Source organism: Staphylococcus lloydii, from assembly GCF_015775975.1.
In the GTDB taxonomy this organism is placed as follows: domain Bacteria; phylum Bacillota; class Bacilli; order Staphylococcales; family Staphylococcaceae; genus Staphylococcus; species Staphylococcus lloydii.
This window is the reverse complement of sequence record NZ_CP064056.1, coordinates 1,865,000-1,887,875: the sequence shown is the minus strand read 5'-3', so window position 1 is coordinate 1,887,875 and position 22,876 is coordinate 1,865,000. Positions and strand designations below refer to the sequence as shown.

Below are 22,876 nucleotides of genomic sequence, written 5' to 3'. Positions count from 1 at the left end.
TAAACAAAATGCAAGTATTGAGAACAATTCAATACTTGCATTTTTTGTATAGCAAACATGAAAATAGTCATAGAAGTAACACTTCTATGACTATTTTTTAATGTAATTGGGTTTTGATAATTTCTAATTGTTGTTTTACGGCATTTTGACCAGTAGAACCATGACTGATTCTGCGGCTAACGCAGTTTTCAGGTTTTAAAAATGAATATATATCGTCTTCGATTGAAGGGTGTGCTTCTTGATATTGAGTAAGCGGTACATCTAATAAATATTTATTGTTTTGTATACACCATAATACGATTTTGCCTACTATTTCATGTGCCGTTCTAAAAGGAACGTCTTTAGTAACTAAGTAATCTGCAAGTTCTGTGGCGTTTGAAAAGTCATTGTTTACAGTCTCTTTTAAATGGTCAACGTTAATTGTCATTGAATCAACCATACCTTCAAAGATTCTTAAAGAGCCTTTAATAGTATGAATAGCATCAAACAAGCCTTCTTTATCTTCTTGCATGTCTTTGTTGTAAGCAAGTGGTAATCCTTTTAAAGTCATTAACATACTCGTTAAATGACCTGCAGTACGACCAACTTTACCTCTAATTAACTCGGCCATATCAGGATTTTTCTTTTGAGGCATAATCGAAGAACCAGTTGAAAATGCATCAGATAAAGTAATGAAATTAGCTTCTGCAGAAGACCAAAAAATAATTTCTTCTGCAAAACGAGATAGATGGACCATTGTTAAAGAAATATTGTGTAACGTTTCAACTATATAATCGCGGTCACTTACTGCATCCATACTATTTTCGTATAAAGAACTAAATCCTAATAACTCCTGAGTCATTTGGCGGTCAATAGGGTAAGTAGTTCCACTTAAAGCCGCTGCGCCAAGTGGTGAAATATCAATTCTTTTTAAACTATCATGAAATCTCCCTTTATCTCTTTCCAACATCCAGTAATAAGTTAAAAGGTGATGGGCGAATGAAATGGGTTGGGCTCTTTGCAAATGCGTATACCCAGGCATAATAGTATCAACATGCTGTTCTGCCACATTTACGATAGTTGTTTGGAATGATGTGATTAATTCGATAATCATTGAAACTTGTTCTTTTGTATATAAGTGCATGTCCGTTGCAACTTGATCATTCCTACTACGACCTGTGTGCAATTTACCACCAGTATCACCGATACGTTTAATTAATTCATGTTCTATATTTAAGTGAATATCTTCTAGCGAAACATCAAATTCAACTTTTCCGTCTTCGAAATCAGTTAGTATGCGTTCCAAACCTGCAATAATATCATCGCTCTCTTTAGGAGCAATGATATTTTGCTGAGCTAACATCTTAGCATGTGCAATACTACCTTCAATATCTTGTTTAATTAAAGTTTTATCAAAGTGAATAGATGCGTTAAATTCATCAACCCAGTCTTCAGGCTTTTCTTTAAATCTGCCACCCCAAGCTTTCTCACTCATTGTGATAACCTCCATGAAGCATAGCATTTACTTGTGTCGGTAAACCGTAAATTTCTATGAAACCTACAGCAGATTCTTGATTAAATGCATCTTCTTTTGTATAAGTAGCTAATTTTTCATTGTATAAAGTAAATGGAGATTTTCTACCATTAACGACAGCATTACCTTTATAAAGTTTGATTCTTACTTCACCAGTAACATGGTCTTGTGTACTATCAACGAATGTTTTTAAGCTATCTGTTAATGGCGAGAACCATAAAGCATTATAAACTTGCTCTGATAGTTGTTTTTCGATAACTGGTTTAAAGTGAGCAACATCTTTAGTTAATGTAATAGTTTCAAGTGCTTTATGTGCTTTAACGATTACTTCTGCCGCTGGTGTTTCATAAACTTCTCTTGATTTAATACCTACAAGTCTATTCTCTACATGGTCAATTCTGCCGATGCCATGTTTACCTGCAATTTTATTTAATTTTAAAATTAATTTAGTTAAAGACAGTGATTCGTCGTTTAAAGCAGTAGGTAAACCTTTTTCGAAAGATAAAACTAATTCTTCAGCTTGATCTGGCGTGTCTTCTAATGCATGCGTTAAATCATATGCATCTTCTGGTGGTGTAGCATAAGGATCTTCTAAAATGCCACACTCATTACTTCTACCCCATAAGTTTTGGTCGATAGAATATGGTGAGTCATGTTGTATAGGTACAGGGATGTTATGTTTGATTGCATAATCAATTTCTTCCTCACGGCTCCATGCCCATTCTCTCACTGGTGCAAATACTTTTAATTCTGGGTTAAGTGCTTTTATTGAAACTTCAAAACGTACTTGGTCATTGCCTTTACCAGTACACCCATGAGCAATACCAACTGCATCAGTTTTGTCGGCAATTTCTACTAATTTTTTTGAAATTAACGGTCTTGAAAGTGCAGATACTAATGGATATGCACCTTCATACATTAAATTACCTTTGATTGCATAGGCAACATAATCTTGACTAAATTCTTCCGTAGCATCGATAATGTGGCATTCGACAGCCCCCATATCTAATGCTTTTTGGTATACAACATCTAAATCTTTGCCTTCACCAACATCTAAACAACAAGCTACCACGTCATAGCCTTTTTCAATTAACCAATGTACTGCAACACTTGTATCTAAACCACCTGAATATGCTAAAACTATTTTTTGTTTCATATAGGACACCTCATTCATAATTTTTAATTTGTAAGTTAATAGAACTAGAATAACAAAAAGTGAATGAAAATAAAACCATTATTTTACATAAATATACAAAAACTTTATTTTTCCTTATGTTTTTGATTTGCCATTTAAATAATACATTTTTAAATCAATACTTTAATATAAAGGGGGAGGAAATGTATATTTTTATGCATATGATATGAAAATATGATATAAATTTAACTAACTAGTTTTGCTGTCATATAAGTGAGGGATAGGCTAGTTGTTTGAATACTAATTTCAAAGTTAGTAAAATAATACATGAACCCAATATACAGGAGGCAATTAACATGACTCATATACAGTTAGATTATGGTAAAACGTTAGAATTTTTTAACGAACATGAATTAGAACAACAAAAAGATATCGTTAAATCAATACATCATACTATTCACGAAGGCACAGGCGCTGGCAATGATTTCTTAGGATGGATAGATCTTCCTGTTGATTATGATAAAGAAGAATTTTCACGTATTTTAGAGGCGTCAAAACGCGTTAAAGAACATTCAGATGTTTTCGTAGTAATTGGTATCGGTGGTTCTTATTTAGGTGCACGTGCAGCAATTGAAATGTTAACTTCATCATTTAGAAATAGTGATGAATATCCTGAAATCGTATTTGTTGGTAATCATTTATCTTCTTCTTATACACAAGAATTAATTGATTATTTAGATGGTAAAGATTTCTCAGTAAATGTTATTTCAAAATCTGGTACAACGACTGAACCTGCTGTAGCGTTTAGATTATTTAAACAATTAGTAGAAGACAAATATGGTAAAGAAGAAGCGAAAAAACGTATCTTTGCTACAACTGATAAAGAAAAAGGTGCTTTAAAACAATTAGCTACTAATGAAGGCTATGAAACTTTCGTCGTTCCTGATGATGTTGGTGGCCGTTACTCAGTATTGACTGCAGTAGGCTTATTACCAATCGCAGTCGCAGGTATCGATATTGAAGCAATGATGCAAGGTGCTGCTAAAGCAAGAGAAGAACTTTCTTCTGAAAACTTAGAAGATAATATTGCATATCAATATGCGACAATCCGTAATATTTTATATGCAAAAGGTTATACAACCGAAATGCTAATTAACTATGAACCTTCTATGCAATACTTTAATGAATGGTGGAAACAATTATTTGGTGAATCTGAAGGTAAAGATTATAAAGGTGTATATCCTTCAAGCGCCAACTACACTACTGACTTACACTCATTAGGTCAATATGTACAAGAAGGTAGACGTTTCCTATTTGAAACAGTAGTTAAAGTTAATAATCCAAAACATAATATTACTATTGAAGAAGACAAAGAAGACTTAGACGGTTTAAACTATTTAGCTGGCAAAACAATCGATGAAGTTAATACTAAAGCCTTCGAAGGTACTTTATTAGCGCATACTGATGGTGGCGTTCCTAATTTAGTAGTTAATATTCCTAAATTAGATGAAGAAACATTTGGTTATGTTGTTTACTTCTTCGAGCTTGCATGTGCGATGAGTGGTTACCAATTAGGCGTTAATCCATTCAACCAACCTGGTGTTGAAGCATATAAACAAAATATGTTTGCATTGTTAGGTAAACCAGGCTTTGAAGATAAAAAACAAGAATTAGAACAACGTTTATAATTCAACAATTATATGAAGCACAAGATATACAAATAAAATAATAGCGATGATAGAATCTACACAGTCTAGATGATGTCATCGCTTTTTTATATCATTTACCAACATTAATCAGACTTACATATGACAAGACACTACTACCTCAGCATGAATTATTGATGCATGAAGCATTTGGTATTTAAAAACCTCACGAAAAAACATATAATGTATATCAATAGTAGGGATGAGGATTGATTAAATGTCGACTGAACAAGTTAATCATTGGTTTGATGTATTTGGAAACATGGGGTATCTTGTGGGATTTTTCTTACCATTTATTGAAGCGTTTATACCCATTTTACCGTTAATCGTATTTGTTATAGTAAATGTAAATGCCTATGGTTTTGTAATAGGAATGACACTCGCATGGTTAGGAACAGTGCTTGGTAGTTTTATCATGTTTCTAATCTTTAGACGGTTGGCGCATTCTAAATATATGAAACGACTAAAAAAACGTAAGTCTGCAAATAGGTTGATTAAGTATATTGATAAACATGGCGTTATACCTATATTTATTTTATTTTGTTTTCCTTTTACACCGAGTGCTTTGGTGAATTTAATCGCTAGTGTTACCAACATTAAATCTGTACATTATTTTTGGGTGTTAGCTTTATCAAAATTAGTTATGATTAGTCTTGTAGGTTGGTTAGGAAAAGATATTTCTACTTTATTTTCTAATCCTATACGTATAACGATTGTCGTGATTGTTGTAATCATTGTTTGGTTTATAGGAAGACAGGTAGAAAAACACTTTATGCATTCTTCAGAGGAGTGACGCCATGAAAAAAATAATAAAACATTTGATTTCTATTATTTTTGCGATTATTATAGTTTTATTGCTACAAGCATTTGTAATTACTGGAACAGTTATGCACAATAGTAATATGACTCCTATATTGAAAAGTGGAGATCGTTTAATCGTTAATAAAATAACTACGACTTTTAACCTATTGAAAAACAACGACATAATTATGTATCATCATAATGGACGTACTTATGTTGCACGAATTATTGGGGAACCCGGTCAATCTATCGTCTTTAAAAATGGGAAATTACTCCGTGATGATAGACAAGTAAATGAACCTTATGTTAAAAACAATAGCATTGATAATTTGGCATTACGTCAAATCAAAGGTTCTGAAAGTGATATCGTACCTACTAATAAGTATTTTGTGTTGAACGATCAACGACAAAATAAACAAGATTCAAGAAATTTTGGTTATATTAGTAAAAAGGATATAATTGGTGAGGTATCTTTACGATATTACCCATTTAAGGCATTCACTGTAGATTTTAAATAAATAGATGAGGTGTGAAACGTGAAAAAAGAAATAACTGAATGGATTATATCAATCGTCGTGGCAGTGGCTTTAGTATTATTCATTATCAATTTTGTCGCAAAGTCATATACTGTAAAAGGTGACTCGATGGATCCAACATTAAAAGATGGTCAACATGTTATTGTTAACTTATTTGACTATAGATTTAATGATATTAAAAAAGGTAATGTTATCGTATTCCATGCTAATAAAACTGATGACTATGTTAAACGTGTAATTGGAACACCAGGAGACAATATCGAATATAAAAAAGACAAACTATATGTTAATGGTCACCGAGTAAAAGAACCATACCTAGATTACAATGAAAAGCATAAACAATATGAATACATTACAGGTAGTTTGAAAACTAAAGATTTACCAAATGCTCAAGGTAATAAAATACCTAAAGGTAAATTATTAGTACTAGGTGATAACCGTGAAGTAAGTAAAGATAGTCGTTCATTCGGTTTAATTGATAAAGATACAGTAGTAGGTAAAGTATCATTTAGATTCTGGCCGTTTAGTGATTTTAAATTTGGCTTCGATCCAGATACGAATTACAACAAATAATTAATAATGAAGAATTAGTTGACGCGAACAAGTTTAAAGTTAACTAATTCTTCTTTTTTATATTTATAGAGTACAATTAATTTTTAGCCTTATGTGTTAAAATATGACTCAAAGGAGTGGAGCTAGTTCATGGAATTAAATGCATATATAGGAAGAGCAGGAACAGGTAAATCTCATAAAATGATAGAAACTATTAAAGCAGATATGAAACAAGATCCACTAGGCGATCCTATTGTTTTAATTGCACCGACACAAAATACGTTCCAACTAGAACAAGCATTTGTTAATGACTCAGAATTAAATGGTAGTTTAAGAACTGAAGTTTTACACTTTGAGCGTTTAAGTTATCGTGTCTTTCAAGAAGTTGGGGGCTTAATGGAAGAACAATTATCAAAAGCTGCTACACAAATGATGATTTATGATATTATTCAACAACATAAAAATGAGCTGAAATTATATCAGTCACAAGTAAAATATTATGGATTTAGTGAAAAGTTATATGAACAAATTCAAGATTTTAAAAAATATGCAGTTTCTCCACAACAACTAGAAGATTATATTGCTGAAAACAACTTACAAACAAGAACGCAACATAAATTACAAGATATCGCTTTGGTATATAAACAATTAGAACAACGTATCAATGGTCAATACGTTTCTACCGAAGATACGTTGCAACGTTTTATCACTATGATGAATCAATCCGAATGGCTTAGCCGCGCACAAATATACATAGATGGATTCCACAATTTTTCTACATTAGAATATGAAATTATTAAAGGATTAGTTAAACAATGTAGACAAGTTACAATTCTTTTGACAACTGATGGTGATAAAGATCCATTTAGTTTATATAGAAAGCCATCAGAATCTCTAACTCATATCGAAGAAATCGCTCAAGAACTTAATATTTCATTAAATGTCGAGACATTTTCACATCAACAGCGATTTGAGAATAAAGATTTACAACATTTAGAACAAAATTTTAATGCGCTACAATTTGAACCACAACAATTACAACAACACCTTAAAATTTATGAGTCATCTAATATGCGTGAAGAAGTAAATGAAATAGCGCGTCAAATTTTACGTGACAATAGGGAAGCAGGCAGAAGGTTCCAAGATATCGCGATTTTGTATAGAGACGAAACTTACGCGTATTTAATAGAGTCCATATTTCCACAATATGATATTCCTTATCATATTGATTTGAAAAAGCCTATGACCCATCATCCGGTTATGGAAATGTTCCGTTCGCTTATCGAAGTGTTGCAAACGAATTGGCGTTTTGAACCGTTGATGCGTCTATTTAAGACGGATGTATTAACTCAAACAATAGAAAATAGTGGTTATCTAATCAGTATCTTAGAAAATTTCGTGTTAGAACGTGGTATATATGGTAAGCGTTGGTTAGATGACAAGTATTTTGAGATTGAACGTTTTAATAAAATGGGCATTAAACGTCAACCGTTGACTGATGAAGAACGCGAAACATTCCAACGTGTCGTTAAATTAAAAGAGAACGTTGTAAATAAAATCATGGCGTTTGAAGAACGTTTGAGTGATACGCAAACCGCGGTTGATTTCGCACGTGCATTTTATGAAGCAATCGAAGTACTTGAATTGCCGAGTCAACTTATGGCAGAAAGAGATAGATTAGATGCTACCGAAGCACACACTGAAGCGGAAGAATTAGACCAAGTTTGGAATGGTTTTATTCAAACATTAGATGATTTAGTTTCTGTTTTCAAAGAACAACAGATGTCGAAAACAAGATTTTTAGAATTGCTAGACATCGGTTTAGAGCAGTTAGAGTTTAGAATGATTCCGCAAATGATAGATCAAGTAAGTGTAGGGACAATGGATTTAGCTAAAGTTGATAATAAGGCTAAAGTATATCTTGTCGGCGTTAACGACGGTGTCATACCTCAATCGGTTCAAGCATCTGGATTAATGACTGATGATGAAAAGAAATATTTCCAAACACAATCTCAACTTGAACTCAGTCCTACAGCAGATATCTTACAAATGGATGAGGCTTTCGTGTGTTATATTGCGATGACGAGGGCACAATCAGATGTCACATTTTCTTATAGCTTGATGGGCGCAAGTGGAGATGAAAAAGAACTTAGTCCTTTTATTACCCAAATTCAAGCACTATATACTAATTTAGAAATCCAAAATATACATCATCTACATCAAATGAATCCTTTAACGTTAATGGAACATCCACATCAAACAAAAATCGCATTGTTTGAATCTTTAAAAGCATGGTTAGATGATGAAATCGTTGCCGAAACTTGGTTAGATACATACCAAGTCATGCAAAATGATGAACGTTTAAATCAGGGGTTAGATTATCTATTAACGGCATTAACTTATGATAATGAAACGGTGCAGTTAAGTGAATCTTTATCTAAATCTTTATATGGAGACAAAATTAATGCGAGTGTTTCGCGTTTCGAAGGTTATTTGGCTTGTCCATTTAAACATTTTGCTTCACACGGTTTACGTTTAAATGAACGAACTAAATATAAATTAGAGAATTTTGATTTAGGAGACATATTCCACCAAGTATTAAAGTACATCTCAGAGCAAGTGAATGGCCAATTTAACAAATTAACACATAAGGCAATTCATGAATTAACGACAAAGGCATTAGAAGAAATATTACCAGAAGTTCAATTTAACGTACTTAACTCAACAGCATATTATCGTTATTTATCTCAACGTATTGGTGCAATAGTAGAAACGACATTAACAGCACTGCAATATCAAGGCAGTCATTCTAAATTTGTTCCGACAAAATTTGAAGCTAGCTTTAGAAAAAATCCTAAAAATAACGAAGAATTATATGCCCAACCACTTGTGACACGTCAAGGTGTGCCAATCAATATTAGAGGTCAGATTGACCGTATTGATACTTACACAAAAAATGATGAGAGCTTTGTTAATATTATTGATTATAAATCATCAAAATATAGTGGCACATTAGATTTAACGAAAGTATATTATGGCATGCAAATGCAAATGATGACTTATATGGATATTGTGTTACAAAATAAATCACGTTTAGGGTTGAATAAAGTTACGAAACCGGGTGGCTTATTATACTTTCATGTACATGAACCACGAATTAAACTAGCTTGGAAAGAGTTGCAAGAAGAAAAACGTACGTCAGAATTTTTAACTGCTTTTAAATTAAATGGTTTATTAAATAGTGATACAAATGTATTAGATGCCTTAGATGATAGAATCGAGCCAAGTTTTACTTCCGATATTGTACCGGTAGGCTTGAAAAAAGATGGTACGGTTAAAAGTAGTAGTAAAGTGGCAGATGAATCAACAATCTATAAATTTATTGCACATAATAAACAAAACTTTATAGAAACAGCATCGAATATTATGGACGGACATACTGAAGTTGCGCCACTGAAATATAATCAAACATTACCATGTCAATATTGTAACTATAAATCTGTCTGTCACGTTGATGGCATGATTGATCAAAAACGTTATCGTCAAGTAGATGAGACCATCAATCCTCTAGAAGCAATTCAGCAAGTTGAGATAGAAAGTGAGGAAGACGTGCAAAATGACTAATATACCAACAAAGCCAAGTAATGCACAATGGACTGATAATCAATGGAAAAGTATATATGCTAAAGATCAAGATATTTTAGTGGCTGCAGCTGCGGGTTCAGGTAAAACTGCGGTATTAGTTGAAAGAATCATTCAACGTATCTTACATGATGAATTAGATGTCGATCGTCTGCTCGTCGTTACCTTTACTAATGCTAGTGCACGAGAAATGAAACATCGAGTTGAAAATAGAATTAAAGAGGCTTCATTAGAAGATCCTTCGAATGAACATTTAAAAAGCCAACGTGTTAAAATTCATCAAGCACAAATTTCAACATTGCACAGTTTTTGTTTAAAGTTAATTCAACAGCATTATGATGTTTTAGATGTGGATCCAAATTTTAGAACGAGTAGTGAAGCGGAAAATATATTATTATTAGAACAAACAATTGATGAAGTGTTAGAACAACATTACGACAAATTAGATGCTAACTTTGTGGATTTAACAGAGCAATTATCATCCGATAGAAACGATGAACAGCTGAGAGAAATTATTAAACAGTTATATCAATTTAGTGTAGCCAATCCATATCCATTTGAGTGGCTAAATTCACTTGCCGAACCATATGACAATGAAACACAACAAGACAACTTGTTACAATTACTCAATGACTTGGCTAAAATATTTTTAACATCGGCAGAAGAATCATTAAATAAAAGTTATGATTTATTTATGATGTTAGAAGAAGTAGATAAGCAAGTTGACGTTGTCCAAAGAGAACGTCAATTTTTAACGCAAGCTATGGAAGACGGTATGTTAAACACAGAGTTAATTGCGAACCATCAATTTGAACCGCGTTTTCCTGCTAAAAATAAAAAAATAAAAGAAGCTAATGAATTAAATATAGAAGCATATGATAGTGCTAAAAGTCATTATGACAATTACAAATCTTTAGTGACAAAAGTACAAGATGATTATTTCTCAAGAGATGTGGATAGTCTGAAAAGTGATATGCAACAATTAAAACCACGTGTAAGTTATTTGGCTCAAATTACAGCCGATGTGATTGAACAATTTAATGGTAAGAAAAGAAGTAGCAATCTTATTGATTTTGCAGATTATGAGCATTTTGCATTACAAATATTAACCAATGAAGATGGTACGCCATCTGAAATAGCGCAACATTTGTCCACACAAATTGATGAAATACTCGTAGATGAATATCAAGATACGAATAGAGTACAAGAACAAATCCTATCGTGTATCAAAAAAGGAAATGACCATGATGGTAATTTATTTATGGTGGGTGACGTTAAACAATCAATTTATAAATTTAGGCAGGCAGACCCTAGTTTATTTATAGAAAAGTATAACCGTTTTAACGTAAAAGGTGACAATAGTGGCTTACGCATCGATTTGTCTCAAAATTTCAGGTCACGTAAAGAAGTATTAAGCACGACTAACTATTTATTTAAGCATATGATGGATAGTCAAGTTGGTGAAATTGAGTACGATGAAGCGGCACAATTATATTATGGTGCTAACTTTGATGATGCTAATGTACCATTGCATCTTGATATGTTAATAGAAGATGGTGAATCTGATTTAACAGGTGCAGAACAAGAAGCTGAATATATCGTACAACACGTGCAACAAATTATGAACGAACGTGAAGTTTATGATGTGAAGTTAGGTAAATATCGACAACCTACATACAAAGATATTGTTATCTTGGAAAGGTCATATGGTCAGGCTAGACGCATCCAACAAGCATTTAAAGACCATGATATTCCCTTCCATGTGAACAGTAAAGAAGGCTATTTCGAACAAACTGAAGTGCGATTGATATTGTCATTTTTAAGAACTGTCGACAATCCGTTGCAAGATATATATTTAGTTGGTTTAATGCGTTCTGTAATTTACCAGTTTACCGAAGATGAATTGTCTAATATTAGAGTGTTTAGTCCGAACGATGATTATTTTTATCAATCGATAAACAATTATATGAGCAATGAAGTTGCTAATAAAAAGCTTGTACAAAAATTACAATACTTTATGGATGACTTAGCTATGTATCAAACATATAGTCAAAGTCACCCCGTTTATCAATTGATTGATAAGTTTTATAATGACCATTTTGTTATTCAATATTTTAGTGGGTTAATTGGCGGTAAAGGTAGAAGAGCAAATTTGTATGGCTTATTTAACAAAGCGATTGAATTTGAAAATTCTAGTTTCCGAGGACTATATCAATTTATTCGTTTTATTGATGAATTAATAGAGCGTGGCAAAGATTTTGGTGAGGAAAATGTAATTGGACCGAATGATGATGTTGTTCGCATGATGACGGTGCATAGTAGTAAAGGGCTAGAGTTTCCATTTGTAATATATTCAGGACTCTCAAGAAGATTCCGAAGAGACGCGTTAAATAAACCTGTGATTTTAAATCAACAATATGGTTTAGGAATGAATTATTTTGATGTGCAAAATAATGTAAGTTATCCATCTTTAGCATCTGTTACCTTAAAAGCAATTGCGGAAAAAGAATTAATTTCAGAAGAAATGAGGCTTATCTATGTTGCTTTAACGAGAGCTAAAGAGCAATTGTATTTGATTGGTAGAGTTAAAGACAGTAAAGAATTAGAACAATGGGAGCAAGTGGCAGTATCCAATGATTACTTGCCTGTCAGTTATAGATTGACGGCACAGCGTCCTATCGACCTTATCTATACGATTTTGGCAAAACATCAATCAACTGCTATTCCATCAGATCTTCAGTTTGAAACAGATATCGATGCATTGGACGCAAGTGTTAGACCAAGCGTGAATATTAATATTCATAATTATGAAGACATCGCAAGCGAATATGTCGCTGATACAACAACACAACGTTCTGTTCATGATATACCGCAAGCAGCAACGAATGATAAAACGTTGCAAGCGCAAATTCATGAACAATTAAGTTATGAATATCCTTATCAAAAAGATATGCATAAAGCGTCTAAACAATCTGTTTCAGAATTAAAGCGACAACTTGAAACTGAAGAAGCAGGTACCGATTATAACCGTGTGAGACAATATCGTGTGGGTTCAACTACTTATGAACGACCAAACTTTTTAAATCAATATACAAAACGTAAGGCAAATGAAATAGGAACATTGATGCATACAGTAATGCAACATTTACCATTCAAAGTAGAGCGGTTAAGTACGGAGGAAGTTAACGAATATATCGACGACTTAATCCGTAAAAATATAATAGCTGAAGATGCTAAGCAAGACATCAATATTCCAGAAATAGAACAATTTATTAACAGTGATTTATATTTAGCAATCGCTAAAAGTGATGGAATATATAGAGAATTACCGTTCATTGTAAATCAAGGAAAAGTAGATCATGTACCAGAGAGTGAAGAAGATAGTTCTATCATTCAAGGTATGATAGATTTAATTTTCGTAAAAGATGGTTTGTATTATTTTGTAGATTATAAAACAGACGCTTTTAATAGACGTAGAGGGATGACCGATGAAGAAATAGGTAAGCAACTTAGAGATCGCTATAAAATTCAAATGACTTATTATAAAAACACTTTAGAAACAATCTTAAATACTGAAGTAAAAGGCTATTTATATTTCTTTAAATATGGTCAATTATCAGTAGAAGAATAGACGTTAATTTAATTTATATGTGAATGCTTATGAACTATTTAAAGCGAACCTATGCAAAATTTATGCATAAAAAATTAAACATAGGGAAAGATGAATAATAATAGAATACGGTTGTATAGCTCATTAGTTTCATTGTTCAATTTTAATAATTTCAACCTATTCATTTATTTGTTATTTATTGAGAATTATAGTTATAATATAAAGTAAGTTAAAAGTTGAGGAGCTGATAGTGAATGAAATTTTTATCATTCCGACATGAAGGACAAACATCCTATGGTGTTAAAGTTAAACGTGAAGAAGCTGCATGGGATTTAAAACGTGTATTTGCAGACTTTGCTGAAGGTGAATTTCACCCTAAGACGTTGTTAAACGGATTGCAACAAAATCAATTAGTTGATTTCCAAGAACAAGTTAGAAAAGCAGTTGTAGCTGCTGAAGATAGCGGTAATGGTGATAATTATAAAGTACCATTTTCAGATATAGAATTTTTACCACCGGTAACACCAACTAATAATGTAATTGCTTTTGGACGTAATTATCAAGATCATGCTAATGAGTTAAATAATGAAGTTCAACGTTTATACGTCTTTACTAAAGCGGCATCTTCATTAACTGGTGATAACAGCACAATACCAAATCATAAAGATATTACTGACCAATTAGATTATGAAGGTGAGTTAGGTATTGTTATTGGTAAAGACGGTGAAAAAATTCCTAAAGGTTTAGCTTTAGACTATGTTTATGGTTACACTATCATCAATGATGTGACTGACCGTAATGCCCAAAATACGCATGCTCAAGCTTTCTTATCTAAAAGTTTAACAGGTGGTTGCCCAATTGGACCGTATATTGTAACGAAGGATGAATTGCCAACACCTGAAGACGTTAATATCGTTACTAAAGTGAATAACGAAATACGTCAAGATGGCAACACAAGCCAAATGATTTTAAAAATAGATGAGTTAATAGAAGAAATTTCTAAATATGTAGCATTACATCCAGGAGATATTATTGCTACAGGTACTCCAGCTGGTGTAGGTGCAGGTATGAATCCACCTCAGTTTTTACAACCAGGTGACGAAGTTAAAGTAACAATTGATAATATTGGTACATTAACAAATTTTATTGCTCAAGATGAATAATTGATAAATGACGAGGTAACTTTTAAATTTAAAGTTACCTCGTTTTGTTGGTTTAAGGCTAAGTAAAAAAGACTGATTGAGTAATAGGGCATATATGATAAAATAGTTGTAGAAATATAAAGTTGTGTGGAGGGATATAGCATGATACACATGCACATACTAAGTTGGGTATTAGCGATTATTTTATTTTTCGCTGCTTACTTTAACTTATCGCAGTCACAAGGGCCAACACCTTTCTATAAACCAGTTCATATGTTATTAAGACTATTTATGGTTTTGGTGTTGTTCTCAGGTTTATGGTTACTTATTCAAGAGTTTTCAGCAGGTAACAATGGTGGGGGCCACATGTTACTAACATTTAAAATGGTAGGCGGTTTTGCAGCAATTGCTTTAATGGAAGTTACATTAATCAAAAGAAAAAAAGAGCAACCAACTACGAGTTTGTTATGGTGGACAATAATTGTTATCGTTATCACTATGGTATTAGGCGTTATTTTACCATGGGGACCAATAACTAAACTTTTCGGGCTATAATTAATAGCAATGTGGAGATAAGTTCCACTCAAAAAACCAATTAATGTATTCGATTTGAGAATACATTAATTGGTTTTATTTTTGAACGGCTTTATAGTAAAGTTTTTGAGCATATGTAACGATAGAAGGTAAAAAAAGTCAGTTTCTACTATGAATAGAAACTGACTTTTTACTGTTATTTATTACGCGCTGAGTAACCAATGATATTAATTAAATCTTTAGGATGACTATAAGGTGGAGCATAAGCTGTTTCTACCTCTGTTAGTTCATCCACAGTTAATCCGTTCATCATTGCCATTGTAAGAATGTCTATTCGTTTATCTACATCTGCTACACCTGTTGCTGCTGCACGAATAATTTTTCTAGTACGTTTATCAAAATAAACACGTAAGTGTATTTTACTATTTCCTGGGTAATAATTCGCATGTTTACCAGCATTGATTTCAAGCATCTCATAATCAAAGTTGGATAATTCTTGCGGATTTATCCCTGAACTCGCTAACGTATAATCAAAAAATTTAACGATATTGGCTCCAAGGTATCCCTTGAAGCGAATCGTATTATCACCAGCAATTTGTTCGGCAATAATACTTGCACCACGATGTGCGCCCCAAGCAAGTGGTATATGCGCAGGTAAATCGACGTGTCTATAATGCGACGTAATGATATCGCCTAATGCGTATATGTTATCTACATTAGTTTCGAATTTATCATTTACAGGGATATAACCCTTATCATCAAGTTGAACACTTGAGGATTTAACAAAATCAGAATTTGGTTTAATGCCTACGCCAGTAATAATGATGTCATATGATGCTGCGTTACCAGATTTAAAGGTAACTTTGTTACCCTCAACCTTACTTATCTCTTCATTTAAATGATAAGTGATGTTTCTACTGTTTAATTCATCAAAAATAGGTTGGTTCATATCTTGATCCATTAATTTATTAATTTGAGATGATCGATGAATGAGAGTTGTGTCAATTCCGCGATAATGTAAATTATCTAAAACTTCTAAACTGATATAGCCAGCCCCAACGACTAATGCACTTTGGACATTATTCGTCGTTATAAAATTGTCGATAGCATCAGTATCTTCCATATTACGTAAAGTAAATACAATATCACTATTTAAAGGTAGTGTATTAGCACTACAGCCCGGACTTAAAATTAATTTGTCGTAAGGGACTGATGTGCTTTCTGAAGTTAAGTGATTATATACTGATATTGTTTGATTTACATCATCAATGGCTGTAACTTCATGATGCGTTTTAACAGTAATATTTTTCTTTTCCGAGAAAGCTTCAGGTGTTGTAGCTAGTAGTTTATCTCTTGAATCGACTACGTTGCCCAGATAGTATGGCAAACCACAATTGGCAAAACTCATATCTCTATCTTTTTCAAAAACAGTAATGTTGCTTTGGTTGTCTAATCTGCGTATTTGACTGGCGACAGTTGCACCGCCCGCTACAGCGCCTACGACGACTATTTCGGTCATATAATAACCTCCTACAAAGGGTAAGAATAAAATTTGGCGATAGTAAATATTAATGTTCTAAACTTACATATTAGTATTAATATATTGTTCTTGTTTAATGTTTAACTTAAAGAAGTCGTTTAGATAATGAGCTACGCCATCCTCATTATTAGTATATGTAGTAGCATTGGCTATGTTTTTCAAATCTGTTAGACCATTACCCATAGCAATACCATGCTCTGCATATTTGATCATTTCCAAGTCATTGTCTTCATCACCAAAAGCGATAATATTTTGTTGCTCAATATTGAGGTATGATTTTGATGTTTCAATGCCACGTGCTTTGTTGATGTTTTTACCGACTATCTCTATAACTGGAAAAGGTGATCCCCAACGACGATGTTCTATACTTTCTGTATAAAAACTAGACAGCATTTGTTTAATTCTAGGAATCATTACTTCTTCAGCTTCAACTAAAATAGAAGTAGGGGAAGTATTTAAATTTTGTAATAGATTTCCAGTTTCTATTTTAGGGTTGCCCATTGAAAAACCATCGAATAATTTTTGATCAAAATTATCAATAAATACATGGTCTTTAATTTCGGCTATCATATTATTAACGCCATAATCTTTTAAAGATTGAATGATACTTGTTGCTAAGTTTAAGTCAAGCACTTCATGCTTTTCTTCAAAAGTATTGTTTTTTGGATGGTGAACATACGCACCGTTAAAATTGACGATAGGTGTATCCATATTTAATTCATGGTAATATATTTGACTCGCTCGGTACGGACGTCCCGTAGCAATCATTAATTTGTGACCTTGTTGTTGTAAGACTTTTAGTACTTTTTTTGTGTAAGGTGTAATAACCTTTTCATCATTTAATAACGTGCCGTCTAAATCTAGACAAATTAAATAAGGTTGCATAACTTTCTCCTTGGAATAAGTATATTAGAATACAATAACATCATAGCATTTTATTGGCGTTTTGTAAGATATTTGATATATTGTTAAGTAAGATTAAATACAAAGAGGTGAGACAAATGGATGAAGGTTTAAAAGATAATATTTTAAATGCCTTAGAAATGGTAATTGACCCTGAGTTAGGTATCGATATCGTTAACTTAGGTTTAGTATATAAAGTAGACGTAGACGATGAAGGCTTATGTACGGTAGAAATGACATTGACTTCAATGGGCTGTCCTCTTGGACCGCAAATTATTAATCAAATTAAAATGGTATTAGCTGAATTACCTGAAATTCAAGACACAGAAGTAAATATCGTGTGGAATCCACCATGGGATAAAGAAATGATGTCTCGCTATGCAAAAATAGCATTAGGTATTGGATAATTATTTAATTGATACATGATAAAGCTTAGATGATAGTTGCAGAAATTTGTAATTGTTATCTAAGCTTTTTGTGTTTGAAATTATAAAGTTCACAATTTGGTTGTACAAATCATTAAAATAATTGCAATTTCATTACAAAAACATTACACTTTATAGATGCCTGACATTCAATTAATTGTAAGGAAAGATGTTTATTAATGAAAACAAACAATACTACTAAAAATCGTAACCGTTATCCTAAACGCTATATGCCTGGTTTAGACGGCTTAAGGGCGATTGCTGTCATTGGTATTATAATTTATCACTTAAATAAGCAATGGCTTAGTGGCGGCTTTTTAGGTGTTGATACCTTTTTCGTGATTTCCGGCTATTTAATTACTAGCTTATTGCTTAGCGAATACGAAGAAACAGGAACGATTAAAATAAAGCAATTTTGGCTCAGACGTATAAAACGACTATTACCAGCAGTGTTAATATTAATTTTTACAGTGACTATAGCTACACTTATTTTAAAACCATCTCACATCGTTCAGATTAAACACGACGCATTTGCAGCCATTTTCTATATGTCAAATTGGTGGTACATAATAACAGATGTAAATTATTTTGAACAATTTGCATTTATGCCATTGAAACATTTATGGTCATTAGCGATTGAGGAACAGTTTTACTTGTTTTTCCCGTTCATTTTAGTTTTGTTATTATTTAAATTTAAAAGTTATAAAAATGTAACACTTATATTTTGGATTGTGTCGTTGGTATCACTCATTTTGATGATAACAATTTCACTTATGACCGCAGAAAATTCACGTGTGTATTTCGGTACAGACACACGTTTACAAACATTATTATTAGGGGTGATTTTAGCTTTTGCTTGGCCACCTTTTAAATTGAATGCTAAACCACCTAAAGTATTAAAAATAATAATTAGTACTGTTGGAACAATCGGATTACTTATTTTAATAACATTATTCTTCACTGTGGAAGATGATAGTGCATGGATTTATCATGGTGGTTTCTATTTGATTTCAGCACTCACGTTATTAATTATTGCGAGTGCAGTACATCCTTCCAATATCTTTGCGCAAGCATTGGGGAATAGAGTATTTGTATACATAGGACAAAGATCATATAGTTTATATCTTTGGCATTTTCCTATAATAAGCTTTATTCATTCATATTACGTAGCGGGACAATACCCACTTTACGTATTTGTTTTGGATCTAATTTTAACTTTTGTTTTTGCAGAACTATCATATAGGTATATAGAAGTACCTTTTAGAAAGCATGGGTTCCGAATCTTTAGTTTTAATAGCTTATTTAAGACATCTTTAATTAGAACGATTGTTGCTTTATGTGTTTGTGTGCCTACAATATTAGTATTTTTAGGCGCCTTCGACAAATTAGGTAAGGATGATATAACGCATAAAAAAACAACATTTCATTCAACTAATCAAGATAAAAAAATTGTTAAACCAAAACCCATAGATAACAATAAAGATACAGATAAGCAATCGAAATCTAATAAAGATGTAAAAAACCTATCTCCATTATTACTAGGTGATTCTGTAATGGTAGATATTGGTGATACTTTCAAAGAAAAAGTACCAAATGCTGATATAGATGGTAAGGTAGGAAGAAATCTATATGAAGCGTTGCCGTTAGTTAATAGTCAGTACAAAGATAAAACTCAAAAAGGCGACCAAGTTGTACTCGAATTGGGTACTAATGGAGATTTTAGTAAGAGTCAATTAGATGAATTAATTAATAGATTAGGAAAGGCAGACATCTATTTAATTAATGTTAGAGTGCCAAGACCATATGAACAACATGTGAATGATATGTTAGCTCAAGCTGCTAAAGAACATTCAAATGTTAAATTAATAAATTGGTATAAAACTTCAGAAGGTCATACTGAATACTTTGCACCAGACGGTATTCATCTGGAGCCAAAAGGGGTAGATGCGTTAACAGATCAAATCGTTAATGCACTGAAAAAATAGCAATAAACCGGTCATCGTTCAACTTGGACGGTACCGGTTTTTTATACTGTTATGAGAAAATTAATTTAATAAAAATGATGTATTTTTTAATGCTTTCGAGTTGATTCTTCATATAAAAGGGTCTATAATAAAGTTAAGGTCAAAGAAAGTCAAAGTCAAAAAGGTTTGACCTAACGCTAATTGTATAGGGGTGAAAATATTGGATATAAATCAAATGACCTACAAAGTGCAAAGCGTATTACAAAATGCGGTTGAGCAAGCTCAAACATATGAATTACAAAATATTGAAATTGAAGCAATACTAATATCAGCAATGGCTGAAACAGATAGTTTATATCACAATGTTTTAGAAAGAGCAAATATTGATACAGAACAATTAACAACACAATATGAAAATAAATTAAAAAAATATCCAACTGTGCAAGGAGATAATATTCAATACGGACAATATATTAGTCCAAAGGCAAATGAACTTTTGACTAAAGCTGAATTATATATGAAAGAATATGATGATGAATATATATCTATGGAGCATCTACTGTTAGCTGCAATAGCTATAGATGAAACAACAAAACAAGCAGTAGGCAATAAAGCAGAAGTAGTAACGGAAATTATAAAAAAAATTAGAGGAGGGAATCACGTGACATCACAAAATCCAGAAGTAAATTATGAAGCTTTAGAGAAATATGGACGTGATTTAGTAGAAGAGGTCCGACAAGGTAATATGGACCCAGTTATCGGTAGAGATGAAGAAATTCGAAACTCTATAAGAATTTTAAGCAGAAAAACTAAAAATAATCCAGTACTTATCGGTGAACCTGGTGTAGGTAAAACAGCGATAGTAGAAGGATTAGCGCAAAGAATCGTACGCAAAGACGTACCTGAATCATTACTAGATAAAACGATCTTCGAATTAGATTTAAGTGCGCTTGTAGCCGGTGCTAAATATCGTGGTGAATTTGAAGAACGTCTAAAAGCAGTACTTAAAGAAGTTAAAGATTCAGATGGTAGAATAATTTTATTTATCGATGAAATTCACATGCTAGTTGGTGCAGGTAAAACTGAAGGCGCAATGGATGCTGGAAACATGTTAAAACCGATGCTTGCTAGAGGGGAACTACACTGTATCGGTGCTACGACTTTAAATGAATATCGTGAATATATCGAAAAAGATTCTGCATTAGAGCGTCGTTTCCAAAAAGTAAATGTTTCAGAGCCTGATGTTGAAGATACAATTTCCATTTTAAGAGGTCTCAAAGAACGTTATGAAGTATATCATGGTGTTAGAATCCAAGACCGTGCTTTAGTTGCTGCGGCTGAGTTATCAGACCGTTATATCACAGATCGTTTCTTACCAGATAAAGCGATCGACTTAGTGGACCAAGCTTGTGCAACGATTCGTACTGAAATGGGTTCAAATCCAACAGAATTAGACCAAGTTAATCGACGCGTAATGCAATTAGAAATCGAAGAAAGTGCATTGAAAAATGAATCTGATAATGCGAGTAAACAACGATTACAAGAATTACAAGAAGAATTAGCTAACGAAAAAGAAAAACAATCCGAAATTTCATCTCGTGTAGAACAAGAAAAAGAAAAAATTGCGAAACTTCAAGAAAAACGTACAGAACTTGATGAAAGTAGAAAAGCACTGGAAGATGCTGAAAATAACTATAATTTGGAACGTGCAGCAGAATTACAACATGGTAAAATACCTGAGTTAGAAAAAGAATTAAGAGATTTAGAAGCAGCATTCCAAGATGAACAAAATGAAGACAATGATCGTATTATTAGAGAAATTGTTTCAGATGAAGAAATCGGCGATATTGTAAGTGCTTGGACGGGTATTCCAGTTTCAAAATTAGTCGAAACAGAACGTGAAAAACTTTTAAACTTAGCTGATATTTTACACGAACGTGTTGTGGGTCAAGATAAAGCAGTAGATTTAGTATCTGACGCAGTAGTAAGAGCGCGCGCAGGTATTAAAGATCCCCAAAGACCTATAGGTAGTTTCTTATTCTTAGGACCAACGGGTGTAGGTAAAACTGAGTTAGCTAAGTCATTAGCTTCAACGTTATTTGATTCAGAAAAACATATGATTCGTATTGATATGAGTGAATATATGGAAAAACATTCTGTGTCACGATTAATTGGAGCTCCTCCTGGTTATGTTGGTCATGATGAAGGGGGTCAATTAACTGAATCCGTTCGTCGTAATCCATATTCAGTTATTCTATTAGATGAAATAGAAAAAGCGCACAGCGACGTTTTCAACGTATTACTTCAAATTTTAGATGAGGGTCGTCTAACTGATTCAAAAGGTAGAAATGTTGATTTCAAAAACACTATAATTATTATGACTAGTAACATTGGTTCACAAGTCTTACTTGAAAATGTGAAAGATACTGGCGTTATTACAGAAACAACTGAAAAAGCTGTAATGGAAAGTTTAAATCAATACTTCAAACCAGAAATATTAAACCGTATGGACGATATCGTATTATTTAAACCATTATCAGTCGATGATATGGGTATGATTGTAGATAAACTATTAACACAATTAAACATTAGATTATTAGACCAACGAATTTCTATTAATGTATCTGATAATGCTAAAGAATGGTTAGGTAAAGAAGCATACGAACCACAATTTGGTGCAAGACCATTAAAACGTTTCATTCAATCACAAATTGAAACACCTTTAGCTAGAAAAATGATAAGAGAGAACTTACCTGAAGGAACAGTTGTAAATGTTGATTTAACTGAAGATGGTTTGACTTTCAATTTAGAAAACAACGAAACAACTAATGTTTAATTACAAAAAAGACACCAACATGTTAAACATGTTGGTG

Annotated in this window: 15 protein-coding genes; 11 read left to right on the top strand and 4 right to left on the bottom strand. The window is 32.6% G+C overall.

Features of this window, described 5'->3' with window-relative positions:
• Positions 1 to 97 precede the first annotated feature (97 nt).
• Both argH and ISP08_RS09125 read right to left on the bottom strand, forming a co-directional pair.
• On the bottom strand, positions 98 to 1,474 hold the full coding sequence (gene argH, locus ISP08_RS09130; protein WP_195718416.1) for an argininosuccinate lyase: 1,377 nt from the start codon (positions 1,472 to 1,474) through the stop codon (positions 98 to 100).
• A complete protein-coding gene (locus ISP08_RS09125; protein WP_195718415.1) occupies positions 1,467 to 2,669 on the bottom strand; it encodes an argininosuccinate synthase in 1,203 nt (400 codons plus the stop codon). Before ISP08_RS09125 ends, argH begins: the two co-directional genes overlap by 8 nt.
• Positions 2,670 to 3,004: 335 nt before the next feature.
• Here ISP08_RS09125 and ISP08_RS09120 point away from each other — a divergent pair, with 335 nt between their 5' ends.
• The 8 genes from ISP08_RS09120 (at position 3,005) to ISP08_RS09085 (ending at position 15,192) form a co-directional block, all read left to right on the top strand.
• Complete coding sequence (locus ISP08_RS09120) at positions 3,005 to 4,336, top strand: glucose-6-phosphate isomerase (RefSeq protein WP_048792688.1); 1,332 nt, start codon at positions 3,005 to 3,007, stop codon at positions 4,334 to 4,336.
• A 235-nt stretch (positions 4,337 to 4,571) separates the two neighbouring features.
• A complete protein-coding gene (locus tag ISP08_RS09115) occupies positions 4,572 to 5,147 on the top strand; it encodes a TVP38/TMEM64 family protein (RefSeq protein WP_195718414.1) in 576 nt (191 codons plus the stop codon).
• Positions 5,148 to 5,151: 4 nt separating this feature from the next.
• Positions 5,152 to 5,673 carry a signal peptidase I gene (gene lepB, locus ISP08_RS09110; protein ID WP_195718413.1) on the top strand — a complete coding sequence of 174 codons (522 nt, stop codon included), beginning with the start codon at positions 5,152 to 5,154 and terminating at the stop codon, positions 5,671 to 5,673.
• Between the two features lie 18 nt (positions 5,674 to 5,691).
• Complete coding sequence (lepB, locus tag ISP08_RS09105) at positions 5,692 to 6,264, top strand: signal peptidase I (protein WP_195718412.1); 573 nt, start codon at positions 5,692 to 5,694, stop codon at positions 6,262 to 6,264.
• Positions 6,265 to 6,393: 129 nt separating this feature from the next.
• Positions 6,394 to 9,867: a helicase-exonuclease AddAB subunit AddB gene (gene addB / locus ISP08_RS09100; RefSeq protein ID WP_195718411.1), complete on the top strand. Its 3,474-nt coding sequence runs from the start codon at positions 6,394 to 6,396 to the stop codon at positions 9,865 to 9,867.
• On the top strand, positions 9,860 to 13,516 hold the full coding sequence (addA, locus tag ISP08_RS09095) for a helicase-exonuclease AddAB subunit AddA (protein WP_195718410.1): 3,657 nt from the start codon (positions 9,860 to 9,862) through the stop codon (positions 13,514 to 13,516). The genes addB and addA overlap by 8 nt, the downstream gene beginning before the upstream one ends.
• A gap of 233 nt (positions 13,517 to 13,749) precedes the next feature.
• Complete coding sequence (locus ISP08_RS09090) at positions 13,750 to 14,658, top strand: fumarylacetoacetate hydrolase family protein (RefSeq protein ID WP_195718409.1); 909 nt, start codon at positions 13,750 to 13,752, stop codon at positions 14,656 to 14,658.
• Between the two features lie 141 nt (positions 14,659 to 14,799).
• On the top strand, positions 14,800 to 15,192 hold the full coding sequence (locus tag ISP08_RS09085; protein ID WP_195718408.1) for a YisL family protein: 393 nt from the start codon (positions 14,800 to 14,802) through the stop codon (positions 15,190 to 15,192).
• Positions 15,193 to 15,367: 175 nt separating this feature from the next.
• Here the strand turns inward: ISP08_RS09085 and ISP08_RS09080 are convergent, their stop codons facing one another.
• Both ISP08_RS09080 and ISP08_RS09075 read right to left on the bottom strand, forming a co-directional pair.
• Positions 15,368 to 16,690: a CoA-disulfide reductase gene (locus tag ISP08_RS09080; RefSeq protein WP_195718407.1), complete on the bottom strand. Its 1,323-nt coding sequence runs from the start codon at positions 16,688 to 16,690 to the stop codon at positions 15,368 to 15,370.
• Between the two features lie 63 nt (positions 16,691 to 16,753).
• Complete coding sequence (locus ISP08_RS09075) at positions 16,754 to 17,596, bottom strand: Cof-type HAD-IIB family hydrolase (protein WP_195718406.1); 843 nt, start codon at positions 17,594 to 17,596, stop codon at positions 16,754 to 16,756.
• A gap of 116 nt (positions 17,597 to 17,712) precedes the next feature.
• On the opposite strand from ISP08_RS09075, the gene ISP08_RS09070 reads away from it, so the two are divergent.
• The 3 genes from ISP08_RS09070 to clpB all read left to right on the top strand — a co-directional run bounded on the left by ISP08_RS09070 (position 17,713) and on the right by clpB (position 22,839).
• The gene (locus tag ISP08_RS09070) at positions 17,713 to 18,021 is read left to right on the top strand and encodes a metal-sulfur cluster assembly factor (RefSeq protein ID WP_048792698.1); all 309 of its coding nucleotides are present in this window, start codon (positions 17,713 to 17,715) and stop codon (positions 18,019 to 18,021) included.
• 197 nt (positions 18,022 to 18,218) lie between these two features.
• Entirely contained in the window at positions 18,219 to 20,024 is a 1,806-nt protein-coding gene (locus ISP08_RS09065; RefSeq protein ID WP_195718405.1) for an acyltransferase family protein, read from the top strand.
• Positions 20,025 to 20,223: 199 nt separating this feature from the next.
• Entirely contained in the window at positions 20,224 to 22,839 is a 2,616-nt protein-coding gene (gene clpB / locus ISP08_RS09060; protein ID WP_195718404.1) for an ATP-dependent chaperone ClpB, read from the top strand.
• Positions 22,840 to 22,876: the final 37 nt, after the last annotated feature.